Raw genomic sequence first — 23,877 nt, forward strand, 5'->3', positions numbered from 1 at the left:
TTATTGTTTTATTATGCTCTGACTAATCCGGAGTTCTAGTAGTTTAAGAATTTTCTGTGCCGAAATGTTATCACCGTTAGCAATAAGCATCTCAGTTAATCGAATGTAGTAATTTGGGTTGTTCGGTGCGTTATCTAATGCATGGCTCATGTACGAAATAGCCATTGAGTAGCCGTTCGCAAAGTCAGCTTCCGCAAATGCTGCTAGTGCTTCCGCTTGCTGCGGTACTGATTCAAGTATCAGGTTGGCCTGATAGTAAACCTTGTTCCATTCTTTTGCGCTGATTGTCACTTGAAGCTGAGTCAACATTTCAGCTAAGTCTTTAGTTTGGCCACTGCCGATAAATACTTGTGTTTTATGCTTTGGAATTTCTGGTGAATTTTCAATTGTTACATTTTGTTTTTCGCACCAATGGATCCAAGCTTGGCGAAGTGCATTATCAAAATAAATACTGAATCTTACTTCATCCATTGCAAGGCTTTTTTCTAGTTTGATTCGAAGCCCTTGTCTTATTTGATTAAGTGTCACAATGTCGTTTGCTAGATTGAATGCTTTTTCAGTATATGAGTTGATGTCATTGGCAATCCAATCTACTTGATTAAGTGCTGTAAGAATCGAAGTCGAAATCCGCTCCCGATATGACCTTCCTGCTAGGGTGATTACAGGCACTCCCATCCAGAGGGCATCAAAGGTGCTATTTCCCCCTGTTAATGGGAAAGTGTCTAGGCTGATGTCAATTTTATGATAGGTAAGGTATTGATTATTTGCAGTCCTTGGTTCCAGAATAAGACATTCAGTTGCGATTCCATGTGAATTGCATTTTGCAATAAGCGCATTTTTGCTCTCAGAATCATCCATGCCCCAAGCTTCAAACAATATTTTCGAGTTTGGGACTAGCCTTAATATATCAGCCCATGCATTGAGCGTACGACTATTTATTTTTGAAAGATTATTGCATGTGCCAAATGTAATATAGCCGTTGGTTAGTGCTGGCGTTGGTTTGACTTGGTACTCCGGCCAGTAGCGTTGAATTGGATTTTTTGCACAAGGGCGATAGACACAAAAAGGTGCGGGCAAAATATATAATTTTTCAGAATACTCTTCATCAGTCGCATTTTCGTCAATAATTTCATCTGTTATGCGAATGTCAATATTAGATAGCCCCGTTGTACCAGGGTATCCTAGCCAAGTAACTTGCACAGGAGCTGGTTTTTCGGCTAGTACACGCATCGCATTACCAGCCGTATGACCAGAGAGATCAATTAAAATATCAATTTCATCTGCTTGAATTGTTTTGCATTGTTCATCTATAGTTTTGAATGCAATAGATTTAAATGAATCGAAGTATTTTACGAGTCTTTCAGTTAATGCATCTCCATTACTAATTGTGTGATAAGCATATACTGAGTATTGAGTTCTATCTAGTCGTGCTAGTAAAGGTTCCAAAATATAAGCGACTGGATGGCTTTTTATGTCAGCAGATAAAAAACCTATTCGTAATTTTCTCCATGGCAAAGGTTTATTTTTGTGGTTCACTGTAACAGTGGCTGCTTTTTCAATTAGATTTGCATATTTTTTACTTTCATAAACGATCTCATCTAAAGTGCTCTCTTCGTCATATTGCATGGCAAACAATAAATTTGTTCTGGCCATGTCAATGTTATTTGGTGTTTTTTCAATGATGTCACGATACCTAAGTACGGCTTCTCTTGGCCGCCCATTTTCAAGGTAATACGTGGCTAAGTTGTTTAGCGCTGTAATGTTATTAGGTTCAAGCTCAAGGGCTTTGTTGCATGAGAGAAAAACGTCCTCTTGATTGCAGAGGTTTTTAGAAATATATGACTTGCATACCCATGCATTTGCATCACGTTGATTTTTTTGCAGTGAAATTTCAATATGTTTACTTGCTTCGCTGAAACGATTCATCGAAGCATAAAGGGAGGCTAGATTAAGATTGAGCTGGCCACTATCGGGAGATTTTTCTAAGCCACGTTCTGTAATTTGTATGGCTTCTTGAATCTTGCCCTCAGTCGCAAGTATGTGTCCAAGGTTGCAAGTGGCATATTCATTGCAAGGATCGGACACTAAAATACGTTGGCATAATTGTTTGAGTTTTGTCGCATCACCTGCTTGATATGCTGTATCCGCAACGGTTTTTTCAGCGTGGAATTGACGTTGGAGGTGCGTTTTTACTTTGCGCATAGTTTGCTTTTTGTAAGGTTGCGAGCGTTTATTGTAGGTGGTTATAGATCACTTGCGAAGTTAGCCGCAAATAATTTTATTTATGGTCGAGCCTAAAGTTGCACAAACAAAAGTCGATAACTTTCCTGTAGGCGGTGTGAACAAGGTTGTGACCCGCCGGTTCTACAATCAATTGTTCTAGGAGATACTCATCATGGCTCAAGTCATTAATACTAACGTTCCATCGTTAAATTCACAGAATAACTTAAATAAATCGCAAAGCATGCTGAGTACTTCTCTGCAGCGCTTGTCTTCAGGTTTGCGGATTAATAGTGCCAAAGATGATGCTGCGGGCTTGGCGATTTCAGATCGTATGACCAGCCAGATTCGCGGTCTTGATCAGGCGCGGCGCAATGCAAATGACGGTATTTCATTGGCACAAACATCTGAGGGGGCATTGTCAACTAGCTCTGATTTGCTGCAGCGGATGCGTGAGTTGGCGGTTCAATCTTCTAACTCAACCAATACTTCAAGCGACCGTAAAGCCTTGCAGGCAGAGGTTGCACAGCTAAGTTCTGAGTTAGATCGCATTTCAACAACAACGCAGTTCAATGGACAAAACTTGCTGGATGGTACCTTTGGTACAGCCAATTTCCAAGTCGGGGCCAATGCAGGTCAAACCATTCAGGCGTCAACTGGTAACTTCCGCACCAATCAGTATGGAAATAACCAAATTTCTACTGCAGGTTCAGGTCCCGCAGCTTCAAGCGGTGCTTTTGGTTCCAATGGTGTTACTGGTGGTACGATCGCCGTATCTGGTTCTGCTGGCACTAAAAACATTACCGTTACTGCCAGCGATACCGCGCAGACCATGGCTAAAAATATCAATGACCAAACATCTGCTACTGGTGTGACTGCTACAGCAACAACAAATGTTGCTTTGGGCTTTACTGCTGCTGGTGCGTATACGATCAATTTGGCCTCTGATAATGGTTCTGCAGGCCAAACGATTAACTTTACTTTGGGTGCGGCAACAGGTTCTGCTGGATTGGCAACGGCCTTATCGGCTATTAATGACCAGACCTCAAAGACTGGAGTTACTGCTCAGTTGAATTCGGGTGGTACAGCTATCGTATTAACAAACTCAAACGGCAATGATATAACTGTAACTGCAGCTTCAGGTAATACTAATGCTGGTAGTGTTACTGTTGGCAAATTAGATACTTCCCTTGCCGCAGTTGGTGCAGGCCAGACCCTGGCTTCAGGGGGGTCAGCCGCGGCGTCAGCAACAGCAAGCGGGACTTTGACTTTTGACTCAGCAAGTGCGTTCTCTATCGTTCCAACTACGACGAATGCTGTTGCGTCAGCAACATCATCATTAAAAGCGGTATCTGGCATCGATATTTCAACCTTTAGTGGTGCACAGGATGCTCTGAAAACGATTGATGCTGCGATTTCAAAGGTGAGTAGCTCACGCGCAGATTTGGGTGCCTTGCAATCGCGTTTTGAAAACACGATCTCTAACTTGTCAACCAGCTCAGAAAATTTGTCTGCATCACGTAGCCGTATTCGTGATACTGATTATGCAAACGAAACAGCGAACTTGGCGAAAGCTCAGGTCTTGCAACAAGCGGGTACTGCGATGCTGGCGCAAGCGAATGCATTGCCTAACCAAGTGTTGAGTTTGCTCCGCGGCTAATTAGCAGTGAATTGAGGTAAACTAAGTATGCCCCGGTGCGAAACACGTACTGGGGCATCTTTGCAAGAAGAGGTGCATCATGCAAATTCAATCAGTGAATGTAACGCCTGCGCTTTCATCGCAGACGCAGAATGAAACTCTCCACCAGAATGGAACAATTAAGGCGGAGCAGGCCGTTGCCCCGGTTCAGGCTGGGCCAACGGCTGTTCAGGCTATTGATCCAAAGCAGCAAGCCAAAGATGTTGAAGATGCCGTCAAAAAAATCAACGAAACCGTACAAGCATTAAATCAAAATGTGGGTCTTGAATTTAGTACCGATCAGGATACGAAGATTCAACTAGTACGCCTAATTGATACAAAGTCAAAAGAAATTTTGCGCCAAATACCTAGTGCTGAAGTGATTAGCATTGCTAAGGCGCTTGATCGACTGCAAGGGCTTCTTGTCAGAGATAAAGCCTAAGTTGGGTCTAGTTAAAGTTCTGAGGGGATTAAATCATGGGCACGATCGATGTGAATTCAATTGTTAGTCAGTTAATGGCAATTGAAAAGCAGCCATTGCAAAAATTCGACGTTAGAAATGTCGGTATTAAGCAACGGATTAGTGCTTATGGAACCATTAAGGGCGCGTTGGCTACTTTTCAAGGCTCTGCTCAAAAGTTAGCTAATGCGGATAATTTTACGACTATCTCCGCAACATCATCCGCTAGTGATTTTGTTGGAATATCGGCCAGCAAAACCGCAGCAAAAAGTAATTTTTCTGTCGAGGTTTCACAGTTAGCGCAAAATCAAAAACTAGCGTCTAAAGCCCTAACGGCACCCACATCAATTGTGGGTACAGGTACGATTTCAATTGAATTTGGCAAATATACAACGAGTGGCACTACCACGAGCTTTACCGCTAACCCAGACAAAGTTTCAAAAACAATAACAATTGATGCTAGTAATAATACGCTTACTGGTTTGCGAGATGCTATAAATAAGGCAGGCGTAGGAGTGACTGCGAGTATCGTGAATGACGGTAGCGGTTATAAGTTGGCTATGGTTTCTACCGATACGGGGGAGTCCAATGCATTAAAAATTACGACTACAGATAGTGATGGTGACAATTCGGATACATCCGGTCTGTCTATGTTAGCCTTTAATGCTGCGACCGGAGGTGCAAGTAATCTTGCTCAGACGCAAGCAGCACAAAACGCCAATTTGAAAATCGATGGCATTGCAATTAGTAAGTCCACAAATACAGTGAGTGATGCTGTCGATGGAGTTACGTTGACACTCAATAAAATTACTACTTCAGCGGTAAATATGAGTGTCAGCCAGAATACCGGGGCAATCACCAAAAATGTTCAAGATTTTGTTAAAGCCTATAATGATTTATCAAAAATGCTAGGCGATCTGACCTCCTATGATCCAAAAACGCAAAATTCTGGCTTATTAAATGGTGATGTAGCTGTTCGGTCGATGCAAAATTCGCTACGTAAAGCGATGACGCAAATGATTTCCGGAACAGGTGGCGATTACAATTCGTTATCTCGTGTCGGTGTATCTTTTGATAAAAATGGCGTGTTATCAGTCGATACGACCAAATTTAATGCTGCCATGTCAAAGGACCCACAAGGTGTCATCAGTTTATTTGCTAGTAACTCAAGGGCTAGTGACTCATTAATCCGAATTGATACTTTTGATAAAAATACTACTTCCTTAGATGATTTAGCCGTGTCAGTAATTAATAATGCGACACAAGCAACCTTAAGCAGTGACGCGTTAACCCCCGCAGGTGGTCCTTTTGTTGTTGATGGAAATAATAATACATTTGGAATTAATGTAAACGGTACAAGCGCATCCATTACATTAACAGTAGGAAGCTATACTCCAGCACAGTTGGCTGCTGAATTACAGACCCGCATCAATTCGGATTCAACATTACAAAATATCGGTGCCAAGGTTAATGTTTCAATAGGGACTGATAATAAAGTACAAATTACAAATGCACGCTATGGTGCTGATGCCACATTGAGTCTCACGGGTAGTTTATTAGGTACAGCACAAACTGTTGCTACACCTGGGCTCGATGTTAAGGTGAAGGTTGGAAATAGCATTAAAACTGGGGTAGGGCAGCAAGTAACTTTAGATAATGGATTGAAGTTTTCGGTATTGGGCGGTGCTGCTAGTTCTCCTGATGGAGCTGACCGAGGAACAATTAATTTTTCGCGTGGTTTAGGCTATCAATTAGACTCTGTAGTAGGTGATATGCTTTCGTCTACGGGTCAAGTTGCATCACGTATCGATGGAATGAATCAAGAAGCAAAGAGAATCTCACAGCAAACAGATCGCTTTAACCGTCGATTGGTAGATATTGAGCAACGTTATCGAAAGCAATATACAGCGCTAGATTTAGCCGTGACAAAAATGCAAAGTACCAGTGACTGGTTGTCTAAACAACTGGCGAATCTGCCTAAGGCATAATTATGAATGCAAATAGAAAAGCACTTAATGCCTATGGCAGTGCAAGCCTTGAACATCAACTTGAGTCAGCTAGCCCTCATCGGTTGGTAGTGATGTTGTTTGACGGTGTTATCAAGTCAATCAATGCGGCAAAATTCCAGATGGGTCAAGGCAATATTGCTGAGAAAGGAAAGTCAATTAGTAAAGCTGTCGCGATTATTGAGGAGGGGTTACGGCTTTCACTCGATAAAACTGCTGGTGGAGAATTGGCGGAGAACTTAGATGCATTGTACGAGTATGCGGCTTACCAGTTGTTAATGGCTAATATGAAAAATGATAAACTTATTTTGGATCAGATTTTAGCGTTGATGAATGATTTGCGAGAGTCTTGGCTGAGCATTGATCCCGTTTTGGGTGCGGCTAATACTACACAAGTTGATTCGCCTGTCGTTGCGGGTGTGCTCAATTATGGTCGAATTTAAGATGATCGATCAGTTGCAGCAGTTATTACAGGCTTCTGAGCATCTTTTGAGTTTAGCAAAAGATGAAGCATGGGATGATTTTGAAATTGAATCGGCTAAGTATGATGCTTTAAGCCAAGATCTGCCGAGCATTACTTGGTCAAAGTATGATGCTACCATGCAAAGTAGGATCAAAAGTTTGTTACTTACAATTCAAGAACTACATCTGCAATTGCTTCCATTAACGCAGGCTTGGCATAGTGAATTACAGGCATTACTGCAGAACGAAGTGCAAGCTCGAAAATTAGACGAAAAATATCGCTAAACAGGTATCGAAATATATAGGAGGGGGCGTGGATAAAGCCGGTTTGTTTTTGACTTGGGCACAACTCCTCTATATTGGCGTTGTGCTGGTGTTGTTTTATGTCGCTGAATTACTGTTTATGTGGTTTCGGCATAGAAAAAATACACCGCCGCATATTGTTCAAGACTCTTCTGCAAGAATTGAGGCATTAGAGCAGGAAATTGAACTACTTAAAATTAGGGTGGCCGCAATTTCTGCTATGCCTCGTGTAAATAATCCGTCATCGAGTCAAATTGACGAGCTTTCTGATGCAGCTGAATCTGGCGATTCTTTGTATGCACAAGCAATTCGTATGGCGCAAAGCGGCGCAGATGCACCCAAACTAGTTGATGAATGCGGGCTTTCGCGGGCTGAAGCTGATTTAATCGTCGCAATTTACCACGGCGTGTACAAGGGGTAATCATGTTACCCGGCAATACTTCCAGTACTTTAGTTGGAAACTATATTCGCGCTCAACAAAGCGTGATTGATACGGTACGGATTTCACCTGATGATTTGCGCCTAACGGTCGGTGAAAAAGTACAGGCAGTGGTGACCAATCAACTCAATAATGGTCGTTTTGCGGTACTTATCAAAGATCAATTGCTCGATCTAAATCTGCCTCGAAATACCCAGCCTGGTGATCAATTTGAGCTCACAGTGCTGAGCAAAGAGCCGCAACTCACTTTCCGGCTCAATCCTAATTTGTCGCCAACAAATTTACCTCAAGCTTTAAGCACTGAATCGATTAGCAAAGATGCAAATGTGGCATTAAGCAAAGGTGCCACTTTAATTGGTGAGCTACTAAAACAAGATGAAAAGACGGCGAGTGCGTCTACATTGCAGCAATCTCAACCCTTATTTGCGGGTAAACCTGATCCTGCCCAATTAGCGAGCCAATTAGCGGGCCGGTTAGCGCAAAGTGGCTTGTTTTACGAATCGCATCAAGCTGAATGGGCTACGGGTCAGCGCACATTACAAACTTTACTTTCGGAACCGCAAGCCTTAATACATGGAAATAAGGCTTCGTCATTGCCTGCAGGCACTGCATCGATGACTTCAAGCAAAACCGAGCTGGCTGCAACTCCAATGCCGCAAATGCGAAATTATGACGTATCGGATACAAACACAAATTCCGTAATTAGCAATACAAATGCTAATCAAATGGCTCAAAATGCAGCTAAATTGGCAGTCGATTCTCAGTTGCAGAATGCGTCCACTTCGCAAATTCTCGATGAGCAGGGCTTGCATCAGATTGTTCGGCAGCAAATTGATTTGCTGGAAAACAAGCCATTAATTTGGCAAGGTCAGGCTTGGCCGGGGCAAGCTCTGCGCTGGGAGCTTGAGACCGATGTTGATCGTGATGCCAATGCTGAAAATGAGCATGTTCAGCAGCAATGGCAGACTCGCTTGAATCTTGATTTGCCAAAGCTCGGGTCAATTGGGGTGCTCGCTCAGTTGCAGGATGGGCAATTCAAACTCCGCTTTCAAGCTGGGAGTGAGGCCACATTGCAGTTGTTACGCGAGCAGCAGCCGGAATTGATGCGCCGCTTTGATGCCGCGGGCTTGAAATTGGTTGCGAGCAGGGTCGAGAGTGATGAACATTAAACCCAAGCGTGCTCAGGCTATCGCCTTAGCCTATCGTGAGGGGAGTGCTGCTCCGCGCGTTGTTGCCAAAGGCAAAGGGCAGATGGCCGAGCGCATCATCGAAAAGGCCAAAGAAGCAGGCATTTTCGTGCACGACTCACCCGAAATGGTGGCATTGCTGATGCAAGTTGATCTGGACAGCCAAATCCCGCCCCAATTGTATCGGGCTGTGGCAGAATTACTCGCCTTTATTTATATGCTCGAACGTGGTGATGAGATTACTGCGCCCGATTTTAGTTATTTATCAGAGCAGCTGGATCAGTTACCTGCTGCTGATACTCCGGATTCCTTGTGAACACTTCAGCGATCAAACTTCAGTCAGAACAAGAGTCAACTCCAAACCAGTCCCACATTGTCCGCACTCAATTGGCTGTAGCAACGTTATTTTTGGTATTGGGTTTTAATTTTGGTACTTGGGCCTCGCGAATTCCAGCATTAAAGTTTCAGCTACATTTATCAACAGCTGAGGTTGGGTTTCTGTTGCTGGCGAGTGGTTTAGGAGCTGTGTTTTCGTTTCCAATCACTGCAAGCATTTTGCAAAAATTTGGTTCGATAACGGCCTGCTTAGTCAGTGGGGCATTGATCCCATTAGTGCTGGTGGCTTTGGCCTTCGCTCCGAATTATCCAACCGCAATTGCTGTGATGCTGCTTGAAGGTGTACTGGCTAGTTTGCTCAATGTCGGTATGAACGCACAGGGCGTTTTAACTGAGGTAGCAGGTAAACAGGCAATTATGTCACGGCTGCATGCGGTTTTTAGTTTGGGTGGATTGGCTGCCGCACTTGTTGCATCAGGAATGACCTTTCTGTCGGAGCAAATCTGGGTGCATTTTCTACTTGCTGCTACGGCTTTGTGGGGGGCGGTTGCTATTTCTGTGCCCCATTTGTTGGCTGATCAGCCGCAGGCAAAAACCGATGGGCTACGTTTTGCTTTGCCAAAAGGCGCCGCGCTGTGGCTGGGTTTAATCGCGTTGTGTGGGACGATTGCCGAAGGTTCGATGTCCGATTGGTCTGCTTTGTATTTAAAGGAAATGACAGGCGCAAGCGCTCAATTGGCTCCGCTTGGTATCGCTTGTTTTTCGATTACGATGTTTATCGCCCGCTGGTTTGGTGACAGTTGGCGAGTTCAATTGGGGGCTCGGCAGTTGTTGCTTGGCGGTGGGCTTATTGCGGGTGGCGGCCTGCTATTAGCCTTACTGGTTGGCGGGCTGATTCCTGCGTTTTTCGGTTTTGCTTTGGTAGGACTTGGTTTGGCCGCCGTTTCCCCGTGCGTATATGCTGCGGCAGCCAAACACGGTGCTGTAGCCTTGGCTGCCGTAACGACTATGGGGTCGATAGGTGCTTTGATGGGGCCACCGCTGATTGGCTTTGTCGCGCATGAAAGCAACTTAGCCTGGGGGATGGCGCTAGTGGCATTGGCATCACTGATGATTGCTCTGCTTACGCCACGGCTAAACCGGAATCAATAGGGTATTGATCTGAATGCATTTGAATTAATATTGTCTTTGGCAATACCCAGTAGGGTATTGCTGGTTAGCCAGTTAATGCTTTTTTATCACGTTCCAACTGTACCATTAATCGCTGTAAGATCGATTCATTACTGCGTGACAAGTCAACAAACTTTACACCCAACATCCAGCGGGACATATCTTGTTTCAAGTGAATCAGATGCACGTTGCGTATTTCTAGATCAACTTGCATTCTGCCAACGCCACCGAGTTCCAGCGTTGCCTTGTGAATGATCGTACCCAATTCAAAGAGTTTGTGCTGCTCTGCTTTAAGCCAGATGCCCACGCCGCCAAGTGAAATGTCATGGAGATCTAGCGATATGCTGCTATTGTTCGCTAGTTTCAGGCTAATTGTGTAGGGCGTAGTTATCGGGGTGGTGAGTCGGAAAAACTCACGGCGTTGTAGTTTGACTAAATCATTGGGAAATTGAACCAAAAATGCAGGCTTACCATCGAGCGAACTACGGCTTGGGGTTAGCGTTGAAAATTGAATCTTCACGCCATCTAATGCGGTAACATACAGCGCCTTATCGGCCAAAAGTAAACTGGCGTTAGTGGGTTCATGACCACCAATATCAATAAAAAATTGCTTATTTTTACTATCAACTTGCAGCACGCGCGTTAGCATCATGTCGTGGCCAGCATTAAAGTAGACGGCGACATTAGTGTGCGTTTGCTCTAGCATTTTGAGTACATAGGCAATTTCAAGCGGCGTTTTTAATAGATACGGCGCAATATCTTGTGCATCGTGAATCGGGCTGACGCCGTGGATTTCTTCTTCGCTCATCATTCTCATCTAGTCGGCCAGCAGTAATTGAATATCATGGGTAAAGGTTGCTGCACCTGCTCCATAATTGACCAATACGCGGGTATTCCCTTTGCGGTCAATTAAATAACTTCCAGCCGTATGATCGACCAAATAATTATTTCCTTGACCCTGTTTTTGATAAATAGCACGATAATTTTTAGTTGCAGCATCTATTTGGCTTTTATTGCCCGTTAAACCAATAAAACTAGGGTGAAAGGCGGGGACATATTGGCTGAGCAACTGTGTAGTGTCGCGTTCTGGATCGACACTAATGAATAGCACTTGGACGTCTTTGGCTGCCTCGCCAAGTTCGCTCATGGTGTTCCGTAGTTCCGCCATGGTGGTGGGGCAAACATCGGGACAGGACGTGTAACCGAAAAATAACACGACAACTTTCCCTTGATAGTCAGCTAGAGTTTTTAATTGGCCATGATGATCGATTAATGAAAAACCACCGCCAATTTGGCTTTGGCTAATATCTGTGCCTTGAAATGCGGGTTTTGAACACGCCAGCAATAAGGTGCAAATGAATGAAATAAACGCGAGGCGTATCAATTTCGACATGGTTTGCTGCTAAATGATGGTTAATTAAATAGTAAGATAGGTTTAATTATTGCGCAATTTAAGCGTTTCGAAAGCCTGTATATTGAGACAGCTATTAAGAGCATTGCTGCTATGTGGAATTTCTGCCAGAAAAGGTGCGCTTAAATGGGTTTGCAAATAGGCTAAGTTTTCTGCGTAGCGGGACATGTGGGGATCGATCTGATTGGCGATCCAGCCCGCAATAGGAAGCCCCGCAAATTTGATCGCCTGAGCGGTGAGCATAGCGTGGTTAATACAACCTAGCCGCATTCCAACTACCAAAATAACGGGCGCTTCTAACGCGATGGCCAGATCTGCAATGGTGTGCGTATCACTGAGCGGTGCGAACCAGCCGCCTGCGCCTTCAACTACCACGGTATTGGCGTGTTCAGATAATTGTTCGGCGCAGCTAAGAATATGCGGCAGTTTAATTTCAATATCGGCCTCTCGCGCAGCGATATGCGGAGAGATTGCAGGTTCAAATCGATACGGGCTAACTAGTGCCAGTGGCGCAGCAATTGGCGTTGCATTTTGATGGGCGACTACATCATCATTGATGAGTATGCCGTTGCTATTCAAACAACCAGAGGCTGCTGGCTTCATACCTATGGTGGGTATTTTTTGCTGGTTGAGTAAGCGGATCAGTTGCACGGTGGCGACTGTCTTACCGACTTCAGTATCCGTACCGGTGACGAAATAGCGGGGAGCAATAGGCATTACGGTTTAGCTCTTGGTCGGAATTCAATGATCTGACTGCCATCTGCTCGGGGCGTATTTTTCTTTCCTTCCGATTTCCACGCGTGACCATAAACCACTTCATAGGTGCAGGGTAATTTACCATTGCTGCGCAAAGCTTCATATTGCGCCTGAACTTGGAGCCATGCTCGTTTGCCAAACATGCCGGCACGACGACCTTGCATATTGTTGTGCGCACCGATGCCTTTTAAGTCCTGCATGACCGATTTTGTGTCCTCATAGGTCAAGGTCAGGTATTCCATGTCCATGACGGGGGTGGCAAAGCCATGTTGCACCAATGAATCACCAAGGTCGTGCATATCGATAAAGCGGTTCACGTGCTCATAGCCATCAACGCCCGCAAACGCTGTGCGCAGTTCCTTGAGGGTGTCGGGCCCTAAGGTTGCGAACATTAAGAGACCACCAGGCTTTAAGACTCGTTGAAACTCGGCAAAAGCGGCATCTGGGGTATTACACCACTGCAGCGTAAGGCTAGACCAGATTACATCCAGCGAGTTATCGGCGAAAGGGAGTTGTTCAATATCGCTGCATACTTGCGCAGGCTGCTGATTACTTAATGTGCGTAGTAGTTTTTTAAGCCCAAAGCCAGCCTGCTTGGCACGGGAAACCTGAAGCATCGTGTGCGCCAAATCCAGTTCAATGATTTGGGCTTGCGGAAAACGTGCTTGTAATTTAGGAACGGCATAGCCCGTGCCGCTACCCGCATCGAGCACTCGTTGGGGTGTGACGCGAATTAAGGATAGTCGCTCAAACATCCGATCAATGATTTCACGTTGCAAAACGGCTGCAGCATCATAGCTATGTGCTGCGTTTTCAAAAGAAGTGCGAATGGCCGTTTTAAGCGTATGAAACTGCTCGCTCATGCCGGTGCCTTCTTAAATTTATGACGAATAAATTCCATGAATACAGGAATAAATGAAATGCCAACAATACCAATGACCATGATGGAGAGATTTTTCTTGATGAATTCAACGTTACCAAAGAAAAAGCCCAGAGTGACTAAGCTACCCACCCATAACACCGTGCCTAAGACGCTAAATGACAAAAAGCGTGCATAAGGCATTTTTCCGACACCCGCGACAAAAGGCGCAAAGGTGCGCACGATAGGGATAAAGCGAGCCAGTGTCACTGTTTTGCCGCCATGCTTGTCATAAAAAGCGTGGGTGCGATCGAGGTAATCACGACGGAAAACTTTGGAGTTCGGATTGGTAAATAGCTTTTCACCCACCGTGCGGCCGATGATGTAATTGGTGCTATCGCCCAAAATAGCCGCACTCATCAGTGTAGCCGCAAGTAGCCATGGATCCATACCGCCGAGGGCTGCAACTGCACCTGCAACAAAGAGTAGCGAATCGCCTGGCAGGAACGGCGTCACAATCAGACCCGTTTCACAAAATATCACCGCAAACAGAATGGCGTAGATCCAAACCCCGTAGTTTTGCACCAATTGGGCAAGATAAACGTCGAGGTGAAGGAAAATATCAATCGGATTGAATTCCATATATCGCTCGCAAAGAAAACGCCGACTTGGGGTCGGCGTGTTGAGGGTAGAGGCCGCTTAGGATATTAAACGACCGCTTCTTCTTTAATCTTAACCGGTTTGATCATGCTGTCGCGTGTTACACCAAACATCAGTAGCAGCGGAGACGCAACCAATACCGATGAATAAATACCGAACACAATACCGATGGTGAGTGCCATTGCAAACCCATGCAATGCGGCACCACCAAAAATCAACATGGCCAATACCATGGCTTCGGTTGAGCCGTGAGTAATGATGGTACGGCTCATCGTGGCAGTAATTGCATTGTCGATTACTTCGGGTACTGTTTTACCGCGCAAGTTCGGCTTCCGGAAATTTTCACGAATTCGGTCGAATACCACCACTGATTCATTCACTGAATAGCCCAATACTGCCAAGATACCTGCCAGAACCGTTAAGCTAAACTCCCATTGGAATAGTGCAAAGACACCCAAGATGATGATGACGTCGTGCATATTGGCGATAATAGCGGACAGTGCGAAGCGCCATTCAAAGCGCAGCATTAAGTAAGCTACGATACCAACACAAACTAGGATTAAGGCGGTGATACCGTGGGTAAACAGCTCATCACCTACGGATGGACCAATAAACTCCACTTTGCGCAACTCAACATCAGCGCGTTCTTTTTTCAAAGAATCCAGCACTTCATTGGAAAGCTGAGCACTTGTTTTGCCTTGAATATTGGGAATGCGCACCATGATGTCACGCGTTGTACCCAAAGACTGTACTTGTACCTCGCCGTACTTCAGGTTTTCAACGCCATGACGTACTTGGTTGATTTCAACCGACTGGCCGTAGCGCAACTCCATCACCGTGCCGCCAGTAAATTCGACACCAAAGTTCAGGCCTTTGGTGATCAGAAAGAAGATGGCAAGTACAAATGTGGCCAAAGAAATCGCTGTCGTGAGCTTGCCATAGCTCATAAACGGGATGTCGCGTTTTACATGGAAAAATTCGATCATTATTTTCTCCCGCTTCTTACACTGACAACGTGGTCAGGTGACGACGACGGCCATAAATCAGGTTAATCAAAGCGCGTGAAACAAATACGGCGCTAAACATTGACGTCATAATCCCGAGGCAATGCACCCAAGCAAAACCGCGCACCGCACCTGAACCGAAAATCAACAGGGCTAAACCAGCAATCAGGGTGGTGATGTTTGAGTCAAGAATGGTGTCAAAAGCATGCTTATAACCATTTTGAATCGCCATATGCGGACTCATGCCTTCACGGAGCTCTTCACGGACACGCTCATTAATCAGTACATTCGAGTCAATTGCCATACCGAGCGTCAGTGCAATCGCAGCAATACCGGGTAGGGTTAGTGTGATGCCAAGCAGAGATAGCAAGGCAATCAAGAACAGCAAGTTCGCACCCAGAGCCAGCGTCGAAACCACACCAAACACACGGTAGTAAATCATCATAAAGATGGCAATCGCAGCAAAACCATACAGCGTTGAGTTAAAGCCTTTACTGATGTTTTCTTTACCCAATGATGGGCCAATAGTACGTTCCTCAACGATATTCATTGGTGCGGCAAGGGAGCCAGCGCGCAATAGCAAGGCAGTATCATTGGCTTCAGCTACGCCCATTGAGCCCGAAATTTGAACTCGGCCACCGCCAATCTCACCACGAACGACTGGGGCAGTAACGACTTCGCCTTTACCTTTTTCGACCAAGATCATCGCAATGCGTTTGTTCACATTTTCGCGAGTCAGGTCTTTGAAAATCGTAGCGCCAGTGGCATCCAGACCCAAGTGAACCGCAGGTGCATTGTGATCATCAAAACCTGCTTGCGCATCATTGATGTTTTCGCCCGTTAATTCCACTTCTTTGCGCAGCAAGATAGGCACACTGCGACCATCGGCGCGACGCTCTGTCATCAACTCATAGCCAGCTGGAACATTGCCATTCATCGCTTCAGTCAGCTTAGCTTGGTCATCTTCAACCAGGCGGACTTCAAGGGTCGCAGTACGACCGAGAATGTCTTTGGCTTTTGCAGTGTCTTGCACACCAGGCAATTGGACAACAATACGGCCTTCACCTTGCTGTTGAATCACAGGCTCTGCCACACCCAACTCATTGACACGATTGTGCAGGGTGGTGATGTTTTGTTTTACTGCGTCATTTTTCAGTTGCAGCAAGGCAGTTTCTGGATAGGTAATCAGTAGTTTGAAGTTGCCGTCGGTGCTAACAGAGTCAACTTTCAGATTTACCAGTAATTGGCGAATAGCCTTATCAGCGGCAGCCAGCGTTTCTGCGTCGCGTAATTGTACTTCTACGCGATCACGTTCTTTGCTGATTTTGCCGTAACGAATTTTTTTGTCTTTTAGCTCGCGGCGGACATCGCCAGCGGTTTTTTCCAATGCTTTGTCGACCGCCGCTTTCATGTCAACTTCTAGCAGGAAGTGCACACCACCGCGTAAATCCAAGCCCAAAACCATAGGCTTAGCGTGCAATTTGCTCAACCAAGGTGGGGTGTCAGAGAGCAAATTTAAGGCGATGACATAGTCAGTGCCTAGGGCAGCTTGAATCGCATCTTTAGCCTTGATTTGACTGTCAGTGTCTTTAAAGCGAAGTTTGACAGAGCCCGCTTCAAAATAAGCGTCAATTGGCGTTACACCCGCCGCAGTCGCAATTTGACTAGCTTGGGTGACCATCGCTTCGGTGACTTTGACCGTAACACGGCCGCTTGAAACTTGAACGGCAGGGCTTTCGCCAAAGAGATTAGGTAAGGCATACAAAGCAGCCAAAACCAGACAGATAATCAGGAGGATATATTTCCACAGCGGATAGCGATTCATGCTGAGCCCCTGAGAGGCGATTTTCGTCGCCTACTCGGTTAATTTATTGTTTTAAATTACTTATTTGACTTCAAAGTGCCTTTTTCCAGGCGCTGGCCAATGGCAGCACGCTGAATAACGATCTCTACGCCTTCCGCGATTTCGAGTGTCACATACTGCTCATTCAATTTGGCAATGCGACCCAATAAACCACCGCTAGTCGTTACTTCATCACCTTTTTGCAAGGCGCCAAGCATAGCTTGGTGTTCTTTGGCTTTTTTCTGTTGTGGACGAATCATCAAAAACCAGAAAATCACGAAGATCACGATCATTGGCAGGAAAGACATAAAACTAGCTTCTGCGCCAGGCGCAGCAGATGCGAATGCAGGTGTGATAAACATAAATAAATAGTTTCCGTTTGTAAGCCCAACAAAGGCGGATCATTCTAGCCTTTGGAGCTATTAAAATCTACCGAATTACGGCCTTTTGTCCGTCCAATGTGATCTGGGCTTGATTTGAAATAAAGGTGAAGGGCTTCAGACGCGATAAAAAGCGATAAGTTTCACTTTGTTTTATCGCATTGAAAAGTAGCGACTTCCTTGCGTAAAGCCTGCAGTGCGGCCTGATCTTCGGCATAGCGAGCGCGTAAATATAGCGCCGTAATCGTGTTGATTGCTTCAGTGTTGCGAGGGAAGGTGAGTGAGGCCAGTTCGGCAAAAGACGCTGGCGTTTGTGACGGTGCTTTTTGCAGTGGACTGAGTTTATGAATAAATCGCCGATACAGTCGACTTGCTGGATCAGGGGCTGGGGCACGGTTTTTATACAGTAGCCAGGCTGCAAAACCGCCCAAAGTGGTGACAAACCCAGCAATCAGCCACAGCAAGAATGCGCTTGAAGCAAAGTCGTCAATTCCTAGTTTTTTTAATAAATCAATTTGCTTTTGTTGATCGTAACCCACGACCCATTGATTCCAGCCATTGACCATAATATCGAGTTTAAGCCGCAAAGCGCGTAGCCATGCGCTGTCATTGCGCATCATAAAGGGCAACTGTGCGCTATTGATACTACTGGCCAAGCCCTCATTGATGCGAGTAGGGGCAATGACAAAAGTCGGGTCTACTCGTTGCCAGCCTTGGTTTTCGTACCAGACTTCAACCCAGGCGTGGGCATCGGCCTGCCGCACAATCCAGTAGTTGGCATTTTGTGACGCGCCTTGGTAGCCCGTGATTACGCGAGCCGGCACGCCGGCCGCGCGCATTAAAAATGCAAAGGCGCTGGCATAATGCTCACAAAAACCTTGTTTGTTTTTGAATAAAAATTCGTCGATTCGATTTTGGCTGGTGAGCAGTGGTGGCGAAAGTGTGTAGCTAAAGTGATTTTGCTCTAACCAATGCAAACCCGTTGCAACCCGTTGTTCGGGTGCTAAATTGCGCCAGCTTTCAGCCAAAGCACGGCTTTGTGGATTAATCTCATCGGGCAGGTTCAAATTTCGCTCAATTTGAGTGGCACTATCACCTTCTGTTCGCCAAGTCAGATAGGCCGAAAAATCAAAGCGTTTTCGCTCGACGACAGGGATGTTATTGATTACTTGCAATCGATTGCTCATGCTGCTGTCGATCGGCGTGAGGGCTGGCATATCGAGCGCCAGGAGCCAATTTTGATTGTGCGGTTCAAGCGTCATGGTGTAGTTAATTGCCGGACTCAGACCAACGATGCGCGGCACTTTGCTAAATTGGCGGGCAGCCAAGAAATCTTGTTGCGTTTGCGCCGAGCGCCAACGTAGGCCATCGAACTCTTCAAACACAGGGCCGCGCCAATACATTTGGGCTGGCAAGGGTGGTTGGCCCTGAAAGGTGACACGAAAGGCCGGGCTATCGTCCTGAATCATTTTCGAAATCGTGCCCGGCCTCATTTCTTCGCCCGATAAACCACTGCTGCCAGTATTACTGTCTGGTACAGCCCAAAGCGGCCCAGGCAGCCGAGGGAAAAGTAAAAACAACAGTAATGCAATGGGTATGCCTTCGAACACTAATCTGGCGGTGGTTTTGGTATTGGTACTATTGGGGAGTATTTCTTGTTCTATTTTTTGTGCGGTGTAAATGATGGCGAAGGTGCTGAGCAATGCGTAGGCCGCGTGCCAAGGCTCTTGTCCGTGTAAAAATGCAACGCCAGTCAACAAAAACATCAACAGGATTAAAGCTCGCGCATCGCGTAATGTTCGTGTTTCGATCAGTTTGACTATGGTTAAGCCAAGTAATACGGCCACACCGCCTTCGCGGCCGACCAAGGTTTGGTGCGCTAAATAGACCAAGCCGCCGACAATCACACCCAGGAAGATGCCAAGATAACGGGGCATTCGCGTTCTCGTGTCTGCGCTTAAGCTACCCAGCAGCAACAAGATCAAGGCGAGACTCAGTCCTAGCCACCAAACTTGCTCTAGCAAATGAGGTAAGCTGATCGCCGCCAGCGTAATCGCTAGTTTTTGTTGTTCTTTCGGGTGAAGGATTCTGCTGCGAGAGTGGGCCTTTTTCATGTTTTGACTCATCAGAATAGGGCCAAGGCCATGAGGCAGCGATGCAAATGATCATGCCCCAGCGCGGGGGGGATTTTTTGTTGTGGCAAGGCAAGCCCGTATGGACGGCTGATGGCTTCGGCCTGCAAGAGCCAGGCGGTGAGTCTGGAGAGTTTAGCTTCTAAGCTTAAGCCAGTCAGTTCGTCAAAATTGAGCCAGAGCGTTGAGCCAACCGGAGATTGTTGCAGTTTCACCAAAATATTGTCTGTGCGGGCGCTTTGTTTCCAGGCAATGTCATGCATGGCGTCGCCGCGCTGAAAGTTACGTAAACCGGCAAAATCATCATTGCCTTGGGTGCGTTTTTTCTTGCCATCACTGAGTTGCCCTAGCTCAGGAAAAGGCGGGGGATTGAGTTCTGGTTGAGGGTAGATCAATACTTCGTTGGCCAGATCAACATAGGTCCAGCAGCGGAATAAGCCCAACGGCATCGTGCTGGCTACTTGTAATCGAGGTAGTTTTAGTTTTCCGCGCTGATGACTGGCAATGCCTAGGGTGATGATGGCGTGGTCTTGTCCTGAAACTTGAGCGCAAAACTGTTCGGGCTCTCCCTTACTACTCAAAATGATTCCGAAGCGAGCTTGCGATCTTTCATTGTGGAGGGTGATTGGAAAGTAAGCGTTTTCCCCCGCATAAACAGAAACGGCGGGCCCGCTACTGACTTCTAAACCTAAGAGATTGGCATAGGTGCGCAGCAGGATGGCATGTGCAATGCCAATGAGTAAAAAAGCGAAGAAAAACCCTAGGCTCAACTGATAGTTAATTGCGCCCACCAACATAATGATCGCGACCATGGCAAAGCCTAAACCATATACCGTGGGCACTATGTATAAGCGTTGGTGGCGCAGGCGAATCTTTCCGCTTTCGCTGGGGTGGCGTTTGGCGAGAAATTGCTGCCAATAGCGATCGAGCGCGCTGGGTATTCTCATCTTAAGGAATCGCTACGCTGCGCATCAGTTGCAAGGCGATCTGTGGGTCAGAGCGGCCGCTTTGCCGCAATATCAGCCGGTGACCTGCAAGCGCTGGGAATACACGCTGCACATCTTCAGGGATGACCATGCTGCGATCTTCCAGCCATGCACTGGCCTGGCAGGCGCGAACCAAACCTAAAGCTGCTCGGGGTGAAAGGCCGCAACTAAATCGCTGATCTTCGCGTGTGGCTGCGATTAGAGCCTGGATATAATCGAGCAAAGGTTCGGCTAATTTAACGAGTTTGATTTGAGCTTGAGCGGCTTTGAGCGCTTCTGGCGTCAATACCGGCGTAAGTTGAGCCAGAATGTCGCGCCGACTTATGCCCTGAAGTAGCGCTCGCTCGGCTTTGCTATCGGGGTAGCCTAATTCGAGTCGCAATAAAAACCGATCGAGCTGGGATTCTGGTAATTCAAACGTACCAATTTGTGCCTGTGGATTTTGGGTGGCAATAACGAAAAATGGATCTGGCAAAACATTGGTTTCGCCGTCGATTGTGACTTGTTGCTCCGCCATTGCTTCAAGCAGGGCAGACTGGGTTTTGGGGGTGGCGCGATTGATCTCGTCCGCGAGTAAAACCTGAGTGAAAATGGGGCCGGGATGAAATCGAAATGCTTCGATATTTCGCTCATAAACCGAGACCCCCAACAGGTCTGCGGGTAGCAAATCGCTGGTAAATTGAACCCGTGCAAATTGCAAACCCAATACCGTAGCCAGAGCATGTGCCATCGTGGTTTTGCCCACCCCTGGCACATCTTCCAGCAATAAGTGGCCTTGGGCCAGAATGCCAATTAAAGCCAGACGCATGGCGCTTTGTTTGCCCAAGATAATTTGGTTGAGTTGCTGTTCAACTTCATGCAACCGTTGCATCAATTCACGACTTTGGGGTGTCATTCTTTTCCTCGCTGCGCCTGAAGCGTACACTTTATTAAATATAAATCGATTAGCGAATAGGTAAAGCCATTGTACGGTTCTAGCGGCGCAACAGCATTGATTGGGCATTCGGCATGTAGTTTGCACGAAATGGGTAAGGGGCATCCTGAGTGCCCGGAGCGGATTGCTGCGATTCAAGATCGCCTGATGGCCGCCGGGATTTGGGATTACTTATTACATACTAATGCACATCCAGCGACGCGTGAGCAAATTGCGCGCGTTCACCCTGAATCTTATCTCGATAAGCTAGCCATGATGTCGCCGGGGCAAGGTCATGTCCATCTAGAGCCTGATACTGCGATGAACCCTTATTCCTTAAATGCCGCTTATTACGCTGCTGGCGCGGGGGTGCAGGCGGTGGATATGGTGATGACGGGCAAAGCGCAAAATGCCTTTTGTTTGATACGCCCACCCGGGCATCATGCCGAACGTGAGCGCGGGATGGGCTTTTGCTTTCTCAATAATATAGCGATTGCGGCGCGGCATGCCATTGCAGAATATGGCGTTGAGCGAGTTGCAATTGTGGATTTCGATGTTCACCACGGCAATGGCACTGAGGATGCTTTTTATGACGAGCCCAAAGTGCTAATGGTTAGCATCTTTCAGCATCCGTTTTTTCCCTACAGCGGCGATGTGCCCAAAGGGCCCAATATGTTGAATGTCTCGATGCCGCGTGCCAGTCGCGGCGCCGAATTTCGTGACGTTGTAACCGAAAAGTGGTTGCCAGCGCTTAATGATTTTGCCCCGCAGCTGATTCTGATTTCCGCCGGTTTTGATGCGCATTTGGAAGATGATATGGGCTCGATGGGCTTGGTTGAGGCTGATTATGCTTGGGTCACCAAGCAGTTGATGAAAGTCGCGCAGACGCATGCTAATCAACGCATCGTTTCTCTGCTCGAGGGTGGCTATGATCTTTCGTCATTGGCGCGCAGTGTGACTGAGCACATTAAAGTGTTGGCCGATGTTTAATCGCTTGATGGGCTATGCCCTGCTGCTTGTCCTAATACTAGGGGGGTGTACTACTACAAAAGCTCCGCCTGCTAAGGTAGTGAGGCCAATACCTGCCAAGCCAAGTCTCAGCAAGATTGAGGTCGATGGGGATGCTCGCGAAGTGGTAATGGTGGCGCTGGGCTTGCTGGATACGGGTTATCAATTTGGCGGGAATAACCCCGAGGCTGGCCTCGATTGCAGCGGTTTGGTGAAATACGTTTACAAAAATGCTTTGCAAGTTGATCTGCCCCGTACCGCCGCCGAGATGGCGCAGGTTGCCAGACCCGTGGATAGCAGCAAGCTGCAAGCGGGAGATTTGGTGTTTTTTAATACCTTAGGCCATTCGTTTTCGCACGTCGGCATTTATCTGGGTGATGGGCAGTTTATTCATGCGCCATCGAGTAAAGGTAAGGTTCGGATTGAGTCATTAAGTAATAGTTATTTTTCTGCCCGCTTTGAGGGCGGACGCAGTTTAATGGCCAATCAATAGGCATTTCTGAGCGCATCAAACTGCCGCTCCCCTTCAAAATTCACCCGATGACCGCATAGCCCCTGCTGGGGATAGACCCAATACGCTTTGTGAATTCCCTTTGCTACATTGAATAAGTCGTTTACGCCCTATAGACCAAGGCTTTTCAATGTTGATTCGTCCTACGCAACTTTCCGATCTTGATGCCATTCTGGCGCTGGCCAGCAGTGCAGGGGTTGGTGTGACGACCTTGCAGGCTAATCCAGAGCGATTTATCAAGCGCATTCAAGCCAGTATCGATAGTCTCAATGGCTTACCTGAATTAGGTCAGGCCAGTTATCTATTCGCTTTGGAAGATGATGAAACAGGGCAACTGGCGGGTATTTGTGGCATTGAGAGTGCCGTCGGGCTTGATGATACTTGGTATAACTACCGCGTTGGTTTGTCGGTGCATGCCTCGCGTGAGCTTGATATTTATAAGCAATTACCAACGCTCTTTTTGACGTCAGATTTAACGGGCGCCAGCGAGCTTTGTACGCTGTTTTTGGCGCCGGAATATCGCAAAGATGGCAATGGCGCTTTGCTATCGAAATCTCGTTTTCTGTTTATGGCGGCGAGTCCTGAGCGATTTAGTGAGCAGGTGATCGCAGAAATGCGTGGTGTGTCCGACGAGGCTGGCCGATCGCCATTTTGGGAAAGCTTGGGGCGCCATTTTTTCAAAATGGATTTTGCCCGCGCCGATTTCTTGTCCTACATCGGCAGCAAATCATTTATTGCCGAATTAATGCCCAAATACCCGATTTATACCTGTTTTTTATCCGATGAAGCGCAAGCCGCCATCGGTCATGTGCATCCCGCGACGATGCCTGCCCGGGCCATGCTTGAATCAGAAGGCTTTCGCTATCAGGGCTTTATCGACATTTTTGACGCAGGCCCAAGTCTTGAGTGTCCACGCGACAATATTCGTGCGATCCGCGATAGCCGCATCTACCAAAGTTTGGCGGTGGCTCAAGAGCCTAAAAATGGCGCTGCTTGGCTTGTGAGTAATGGGAATGTGGCCAATTTTCGCGCCACGATTGCCTATACCCGCCCGCTTGAAGATAGCTTGCCGCTCACGGTTGATGTTTTGCAACGATTAAATCTTGAAGATGGTGCGAATGTTCGCGCTGTCCTACTTTCTGCGAAGGGGTAA

At 46.7% G+C, this 23,877-nt stretch carries 24 protein-coding genes; 12 read left to right on the forward strand and 12 right to left on the reverse strand.

Annotated features, from left to right (window positions below; all coding sequences use genetic code 11):
- Complete coding sequence (locus HQ393_RS03500; RefSeq protein ID WP_179357479.1) at positions 1–2,202, reverse strand: O-linked N-acetylglucosamine transferase, SPINDLY family protein; 2,202 nt, start codon at positions 2,200–2,202, stop codon at positions 1–3.
- 193 nt (positions 2,203–2,395) lie between these two features.
- Here HQ393_RS03500 and HQ393_RS17875 point away from each other — a divergent pair, with 193 nt between their 5' ends.
- The 9 genes from HQ393_RS17875 to HQ393_RS03545 all read left to right on the forward strand — a co-directional run bounded on the left by HQ393_RS17875 (position 2,396) and on the right by HQ393_RS03545 (position 10,243).
- A complete protein-coding gene (locus HQ393_RS17875; protein ID WP_179357480.1) occupies positions 2,396–3,880 on the forward strand; it encodes a flagellin N-terminal helical domain-containing protein in 1,485 nt (494 codons plus the stop codon).
- A gap of 79 nt (positions 3,881–3,959) precedes the next feature.
- A complete protein-coding gene (locus HQ393_RS03510) occupies positions 3,960–4,340 on the forward strand; it encodes a flagellar protein FlaG (protein ID WP_179357481.1) in 381 nt (126 codons plus the stop codon).
- Between the two features lie 35 nt (positions 4,341–4,375).
- Positions 4,376–6,346, forward strand: a complete 1,971-nt coding sequence (gene fliD / locus HQ393_RS03515; RefSeq protein ID WP_179357482.1) for a flagellar filament capping protein FliD — start codon at positions 4,376–4,378, stop codon at positions 6,344–6,346.
- Between the two features lie 2 nt (positions 6,347–6,348).
- Entirely contained in the window at positions 6,349–6,807 is a 459-nt protein-coding gene (fliS, locus tag HQ393_RS03520; protein ID WP_179357483.1) for a flagellar export chaperone FliS, read from the forward strand.
- 1 nt (position 6,808) lies between these two features.
- Positions 6,809–7,111 (forward strand): flagellar protein FliT, encoded by a 303-nt coding sequence (gene fliT, locus HQ393_RS03525; RefSeq protein WP_179357484.1) that lies wholly within the window; start codon positions 6,809–6,811, stop codon positions 7,109–7,111.
- Positions 7,112–7,139: 28 nt separating this feature from the next.
- A complete protein-coding gene (locus HQ393_RS03530; RefSeq protein WP_179357485.1) occupies positions 7,140–7,550 on the forward strand; it encodes a DUF2802 domain-containing protein in 411 nt (136 codons plus the stop codon).
- A 2-nt stretch (positions 7,551–7,552) separates the two neighbouring features.
- Positions 7,553–8,737 carry a flagellar hook-length control protein FliK gene (gene fliK, locus HQ393_RS03535; protein WP_179357486.1) on the forward strand — a complete coding sequence of 395 codons (1,185 nt, stop codon included), beginning with the start codon at positions 7,553–7,555 and terminating at the stop codon, positions 8,735–8,737.
- On the forward strand, positions 8,727–9,071 hold the full coding sequence (locus tag HQ393_RS03540; RefSeq protein ID WP_179357487.1) for an EscU/YscU/HrcU family type III secretion system export apparatus switch protein: 345 nt from the start codon (positions 8,727–8,729) through the stop codon (positions 9,069–9,071). Before fliK ends, HQ393_RS03540 begins: the two co-directional genes overlap by 11 nt.
- Positions 9,068–10,243, forward strand: a complete 1,176-nt coding sequence (locus HQ393_RS03545; RefSeq protein WP_218871283.1) for an MFS transporter — start codon at positions 9,068–9,070, stop codon at positions 10,241–10,243. Before HQ393_RS03540 ends, HQ393_RS03545 begins: the two co-directional genes overlap by 4 nt.
- A 64-nt stretch (positions 10,244–10,307) precedes the next feature.
- Here HQ393_RS03545 and HQ393_RS03550 read toward each other — a convergent pair whose 3' ends face one another.
- The 11 genes from HQ393_RS03550 to HQ393_RS03600 all read right to left on the reverse strand — a co-directional run bounded on the left by HQ393_RS03550 (position 10,308) and on the right by HQ393_RS03600 (position 21,187).
- Complete coding sequence (locus tag HQ393_RS03550; protein WP_179357488.1) at positions 10,308–11,078, reverse strand: flagellar brake protein; 771 nt, start codon at positions 11,076–11,078, stop codon at positions 10,308–10,310.
- Positions 11,079–11,654, reverse strand: a complete 576-nt coding sequence (locus HQ393_RS03555; RefSeq protein WP_179357489.1) for an SCO family protein — start codon at positions 11,652–11,654, stop codon at positions 11,079–11,081. It abuts the gene before it with no gap.
- Between the two features lie 42 nt (positions 11,655–11,696).
- Positions 11,697–12,389 (reverse strand): dethiobiotin synthase, encoded by a 693-nt coding sequence (gene bioD, locus HQ393_RS03560; protein WP_246307938.1) that lies wholly within the window; start codon positions 12,387–12,389, stop codon positions 11,697–11,699.
- On the reverse strand, positions 12,389–13,291 hold the full coding sequence (gene bioC, locus HQ393_RS03565; RefSeq protein ID WP_179357490.1) for a malonyl-ACP O-methyltransferase BioC: 903 nt from the start codon (positions 13,289–13,291) through the stop codon (positions 12,389–12,391). Before bioC ends, bioD begins: the two co-directional genes overlap by 1 nt.
- On the reverse strand, positions 13,288–13,929 hold the full coding sequence (locus HQ393_RS03570; RefSeq protein WP_179357491.1) for a DedA family protein: 642 nt from the start codon (positions 13,927–13,929) through the stop codon (positions 13,288–13,290). The genes bioC and HQ393_RS03570 overlap by 4 nt, the downstream gene beginning before the upstream one ends.
- A gap of 65 nt (positions 13,930–13,994) precedes the next feature.
- Positions 13,995–14,930 (reverse strand): protein translocase subunit SecF, encoded by a 936-nt coding sequence (gene secF, locus HQ393_RS03575; RefSeq protein ID WP_179358382.1) that lies wholly within the window; start codon positions 14,928–14,930, stop codon positions 13,995–13,997.
- 19 nt (positions 14,931–14,949) lie between these two features.
- Positions 14,950–16,776: a protein translocase subunit SecD gene (gene secD / locus HQ393_RS03580; RefSeq protein WP_179357492.1), complete on the reverse strand. Its 1,827-nt coding sequence runs from the start codon at positions 16,774–16,776 to the stop codon at positions 14,950–14,952.
- Between the two features lie 56 nt (positions 16,777–16,832).
- Positions 16,833–17,156 carry a preprotein translocase subunit YajC gene (gene yajC, locus HQ393_RS03585; protein WP_179357493.1) on the reverse strand — a complete coding sequence of 108 codons (324 nt, stop codon included), beginning with the start codon at positions 17,154–17,156 and terminating at the stop codon, positions 16,833–16,835.
- A gap of 161 nt (positions 17,157–17,317) precedes the next feature.
- Positions 17,318–19,288: a transglutaminase TgpA family protein gene (locus tag HQ393_RS03590; protein WP_179357494.1), complete on the reverse strand. Its 1,971-nt coding sequence runs from the start codon at positions 19,286–19,288 to the stop codon at positions 17,318–17,320.
- Between the two features lie 11 nt (positions 19,289–19,299).
- Positions 19,300–20,253: a DUF58 domain-containing protein gene (locus HQ393_RS03595; protein ID WP_179357495.1), complete on the reverse strand. Its 954-nt coding sequence runs from the start codon at positions 20,251–20,253 to the stop codon at positions 19,300–19,302.
- A gap of 1 nt (position 20,254) precedes the next feature.
- Positions 20,255–21,187: an AAA family ATPase gene (locus HQ393_RS03600; RefSeq protein ID WP_179357496.1), complete on the reverse strand. Its 933-nt coding sequence runs from the start codon at positions 21,185–21,187 to the stop codon at positions 20,255–20,257.
- A gap of 69 nt (positions 21,188–21,256) precedes the next feature.
- On the opposite strand from HQ393_RS03600, the gene HQ393_RS03605 reads away from it, so the two are divergent.
- The 3 genes from HQ393_RS03605 to astA all read left to right on the forward strand — a co-directional run bounded on the left by HQ393_RS03605 (position 21,257) and on the right by astA (position 23,877).
- On the forward strand, positions 21,257–22,195 hold the full coding sequence (locus HQ393_RS03605) for a histone deacetylase family protein (RefSeq protein WP_246307939.1): 939 nt from the start codon (positions 21,257–21,259) through the stop codon (positions 22,193–22,195).
- A 79-nt stretch (positions 22,196–22,274) separates the two neighbouring features.
- Positions 22,275–22,706, forward strand: coding sequence for a C40 family peptidase (locus tag HQ393_RS03610; RefSeq protein WP_246307940.1), 432 nt, complete (start codon positions 22,275–22,277; stop codon positions 22,704–22,706).
- A gap of 148 nt (positions 22,707–22,854) precedes the next feature.
- Positions 22,855–23,877 (forward strand): arginine N-succinyltransferase, encoded by a 1,023-nt coding sequence (astA, locus tag HQ393_RS03615; protein WP_179357497.1) that lies wholly within the window; start codon positions 22,855–22,857, stop codon positions 23,875–23,877.

The organism is Chitinibacter bivalviorum (assembly GCF_013403565.1).
Taxonomy (GTDB): Bacteria; Pseudomonadota; Gammaproteobacteria; order Burkholderiales; family Chitinibacteraceae; genus Chitinibacter; species Chitinibacter bivalviorum.

Coding starts and splice junctions, on each gene's coding strand:
- secD (WP_179357492.1), bottom strand. CDS start 16,776: ATGAATCGCTATCCGCTGTGGAAATATATCCTCCTGATTATCTGTCTG.
- HQ393_RS03540 (WP_179357487.1), top strand. CDS start 8,727: ATGAACATTAAACCCAAGCGTGCTCAGGCTATCGCCTTAGCCTATCGT.
- HQ393_RS17875 (WP_179357480.1), top strand. CDS start 2,396: ATGGCTCAAGTCATTAATACTAACGTTCCATCGTTAAATTCACAGAAT.
- HQ393_RS03590 (WP_179357494.1), bottom strand. CDS start 19,288: ATGAAAAAGGCCCACTCTCGCAGCAGAATCCTTCACCCGAAAGAACAA.
- astA (WP_179357497.1), top strand. CDS start 22,855: ATGTTGATTCGTCCTACGCAACTTTCCGATCTTGATGCCATTCTGGCG.
- HQ393_RS03600 (WP_179357496.1), bottom strand. CDS start 21,187: ATGACACCCCAAAGTCGTGAATTGATGCAACGGTTGCATGAAGTTGAA.
- bioC (WP_179357490.1), bottom strand. CDS start 13,291: ATGAGCGAGCAGTTTCATACGCTTAAAACGGCCATTCGCACTTCTTTT.
- fliS (WP_179357483.1), top strand. CDS start 6,349: ATGAATGCAAATAGAAAAGCACTTAATGCCTATGGCAGTGCAAGCCTT.
- HQ393_RS03595 (WP_179357495.1), bottom strand. CDS start 20,253: ATGAGAATACCCAGCGCGCTCGATCGCTATTGGCAGCAATTTCTCGCC.
- fliK (WP_179357486.1), top strand. CDS start 7,553: ATGTTACCCGGCAATACTTCCAGTACTTTAGTTGGAAACTATATTCGC.
- HQ393_RS03570 (WP_179357491.1), bottom strand. CDS start 13,929: ATGGAATTCAATCCGATTGATATTTTCCTTCACCTCGACGTTTATCTT.
- bioD (WP_246307938.1), bottom strand. CDS start 12,389: ATGCCTATTGCTCCCCGCTATTTCGTCACCGGTACGGATACTGAAGTC.
- HQ393_RS03510 (WP_179357481.1), top strand. CDS start 3,960: ATGCAAATTCAATCAGTGAATGTAACGCCTGCGCTTTCATCGCAGACG.
- fliT (WP_179357484.1), top strand. CDS start 6,809: ATGATCGATCAGTTGCAGCAGTTATTACAGGCTTCTGAGCATCTTTTG.
- HQ393_RS03555 (WP_179357489.1), bottom strand. CDS start 11,654: ATGTCGAAATTGATACGCCTCGCGTTTATTTCATTCATTTGCACCTTA.
- HQ393_RS03550 (WP_179357488.1), bottom strand. CDS start 11,078: ATGAGAATGATGAGCGAAGAAGAAATCCACGGCGTCAGCCCGATTCAC.
- HQ393_RS03500 (WP_179357479.1), bottom strand. CDS start 2,202: ATGCGCAAAGTAAAAACGCACCTCCAACGTCAATTCCACGCTGAAAAA.
- fliD (WP_179357482.1), top strand. CDS start 4,376: ATGGGCACGATCGATGTGAATTCAATTGTTAGTCAGTTAATGGCAATT.
- yajC (WP_179357493.1), bottom strand. CDS start 17,156: ATGTTTATCACACCTGCATTCGCATCTGCTGCGCCTGGCGCAGAAGCT.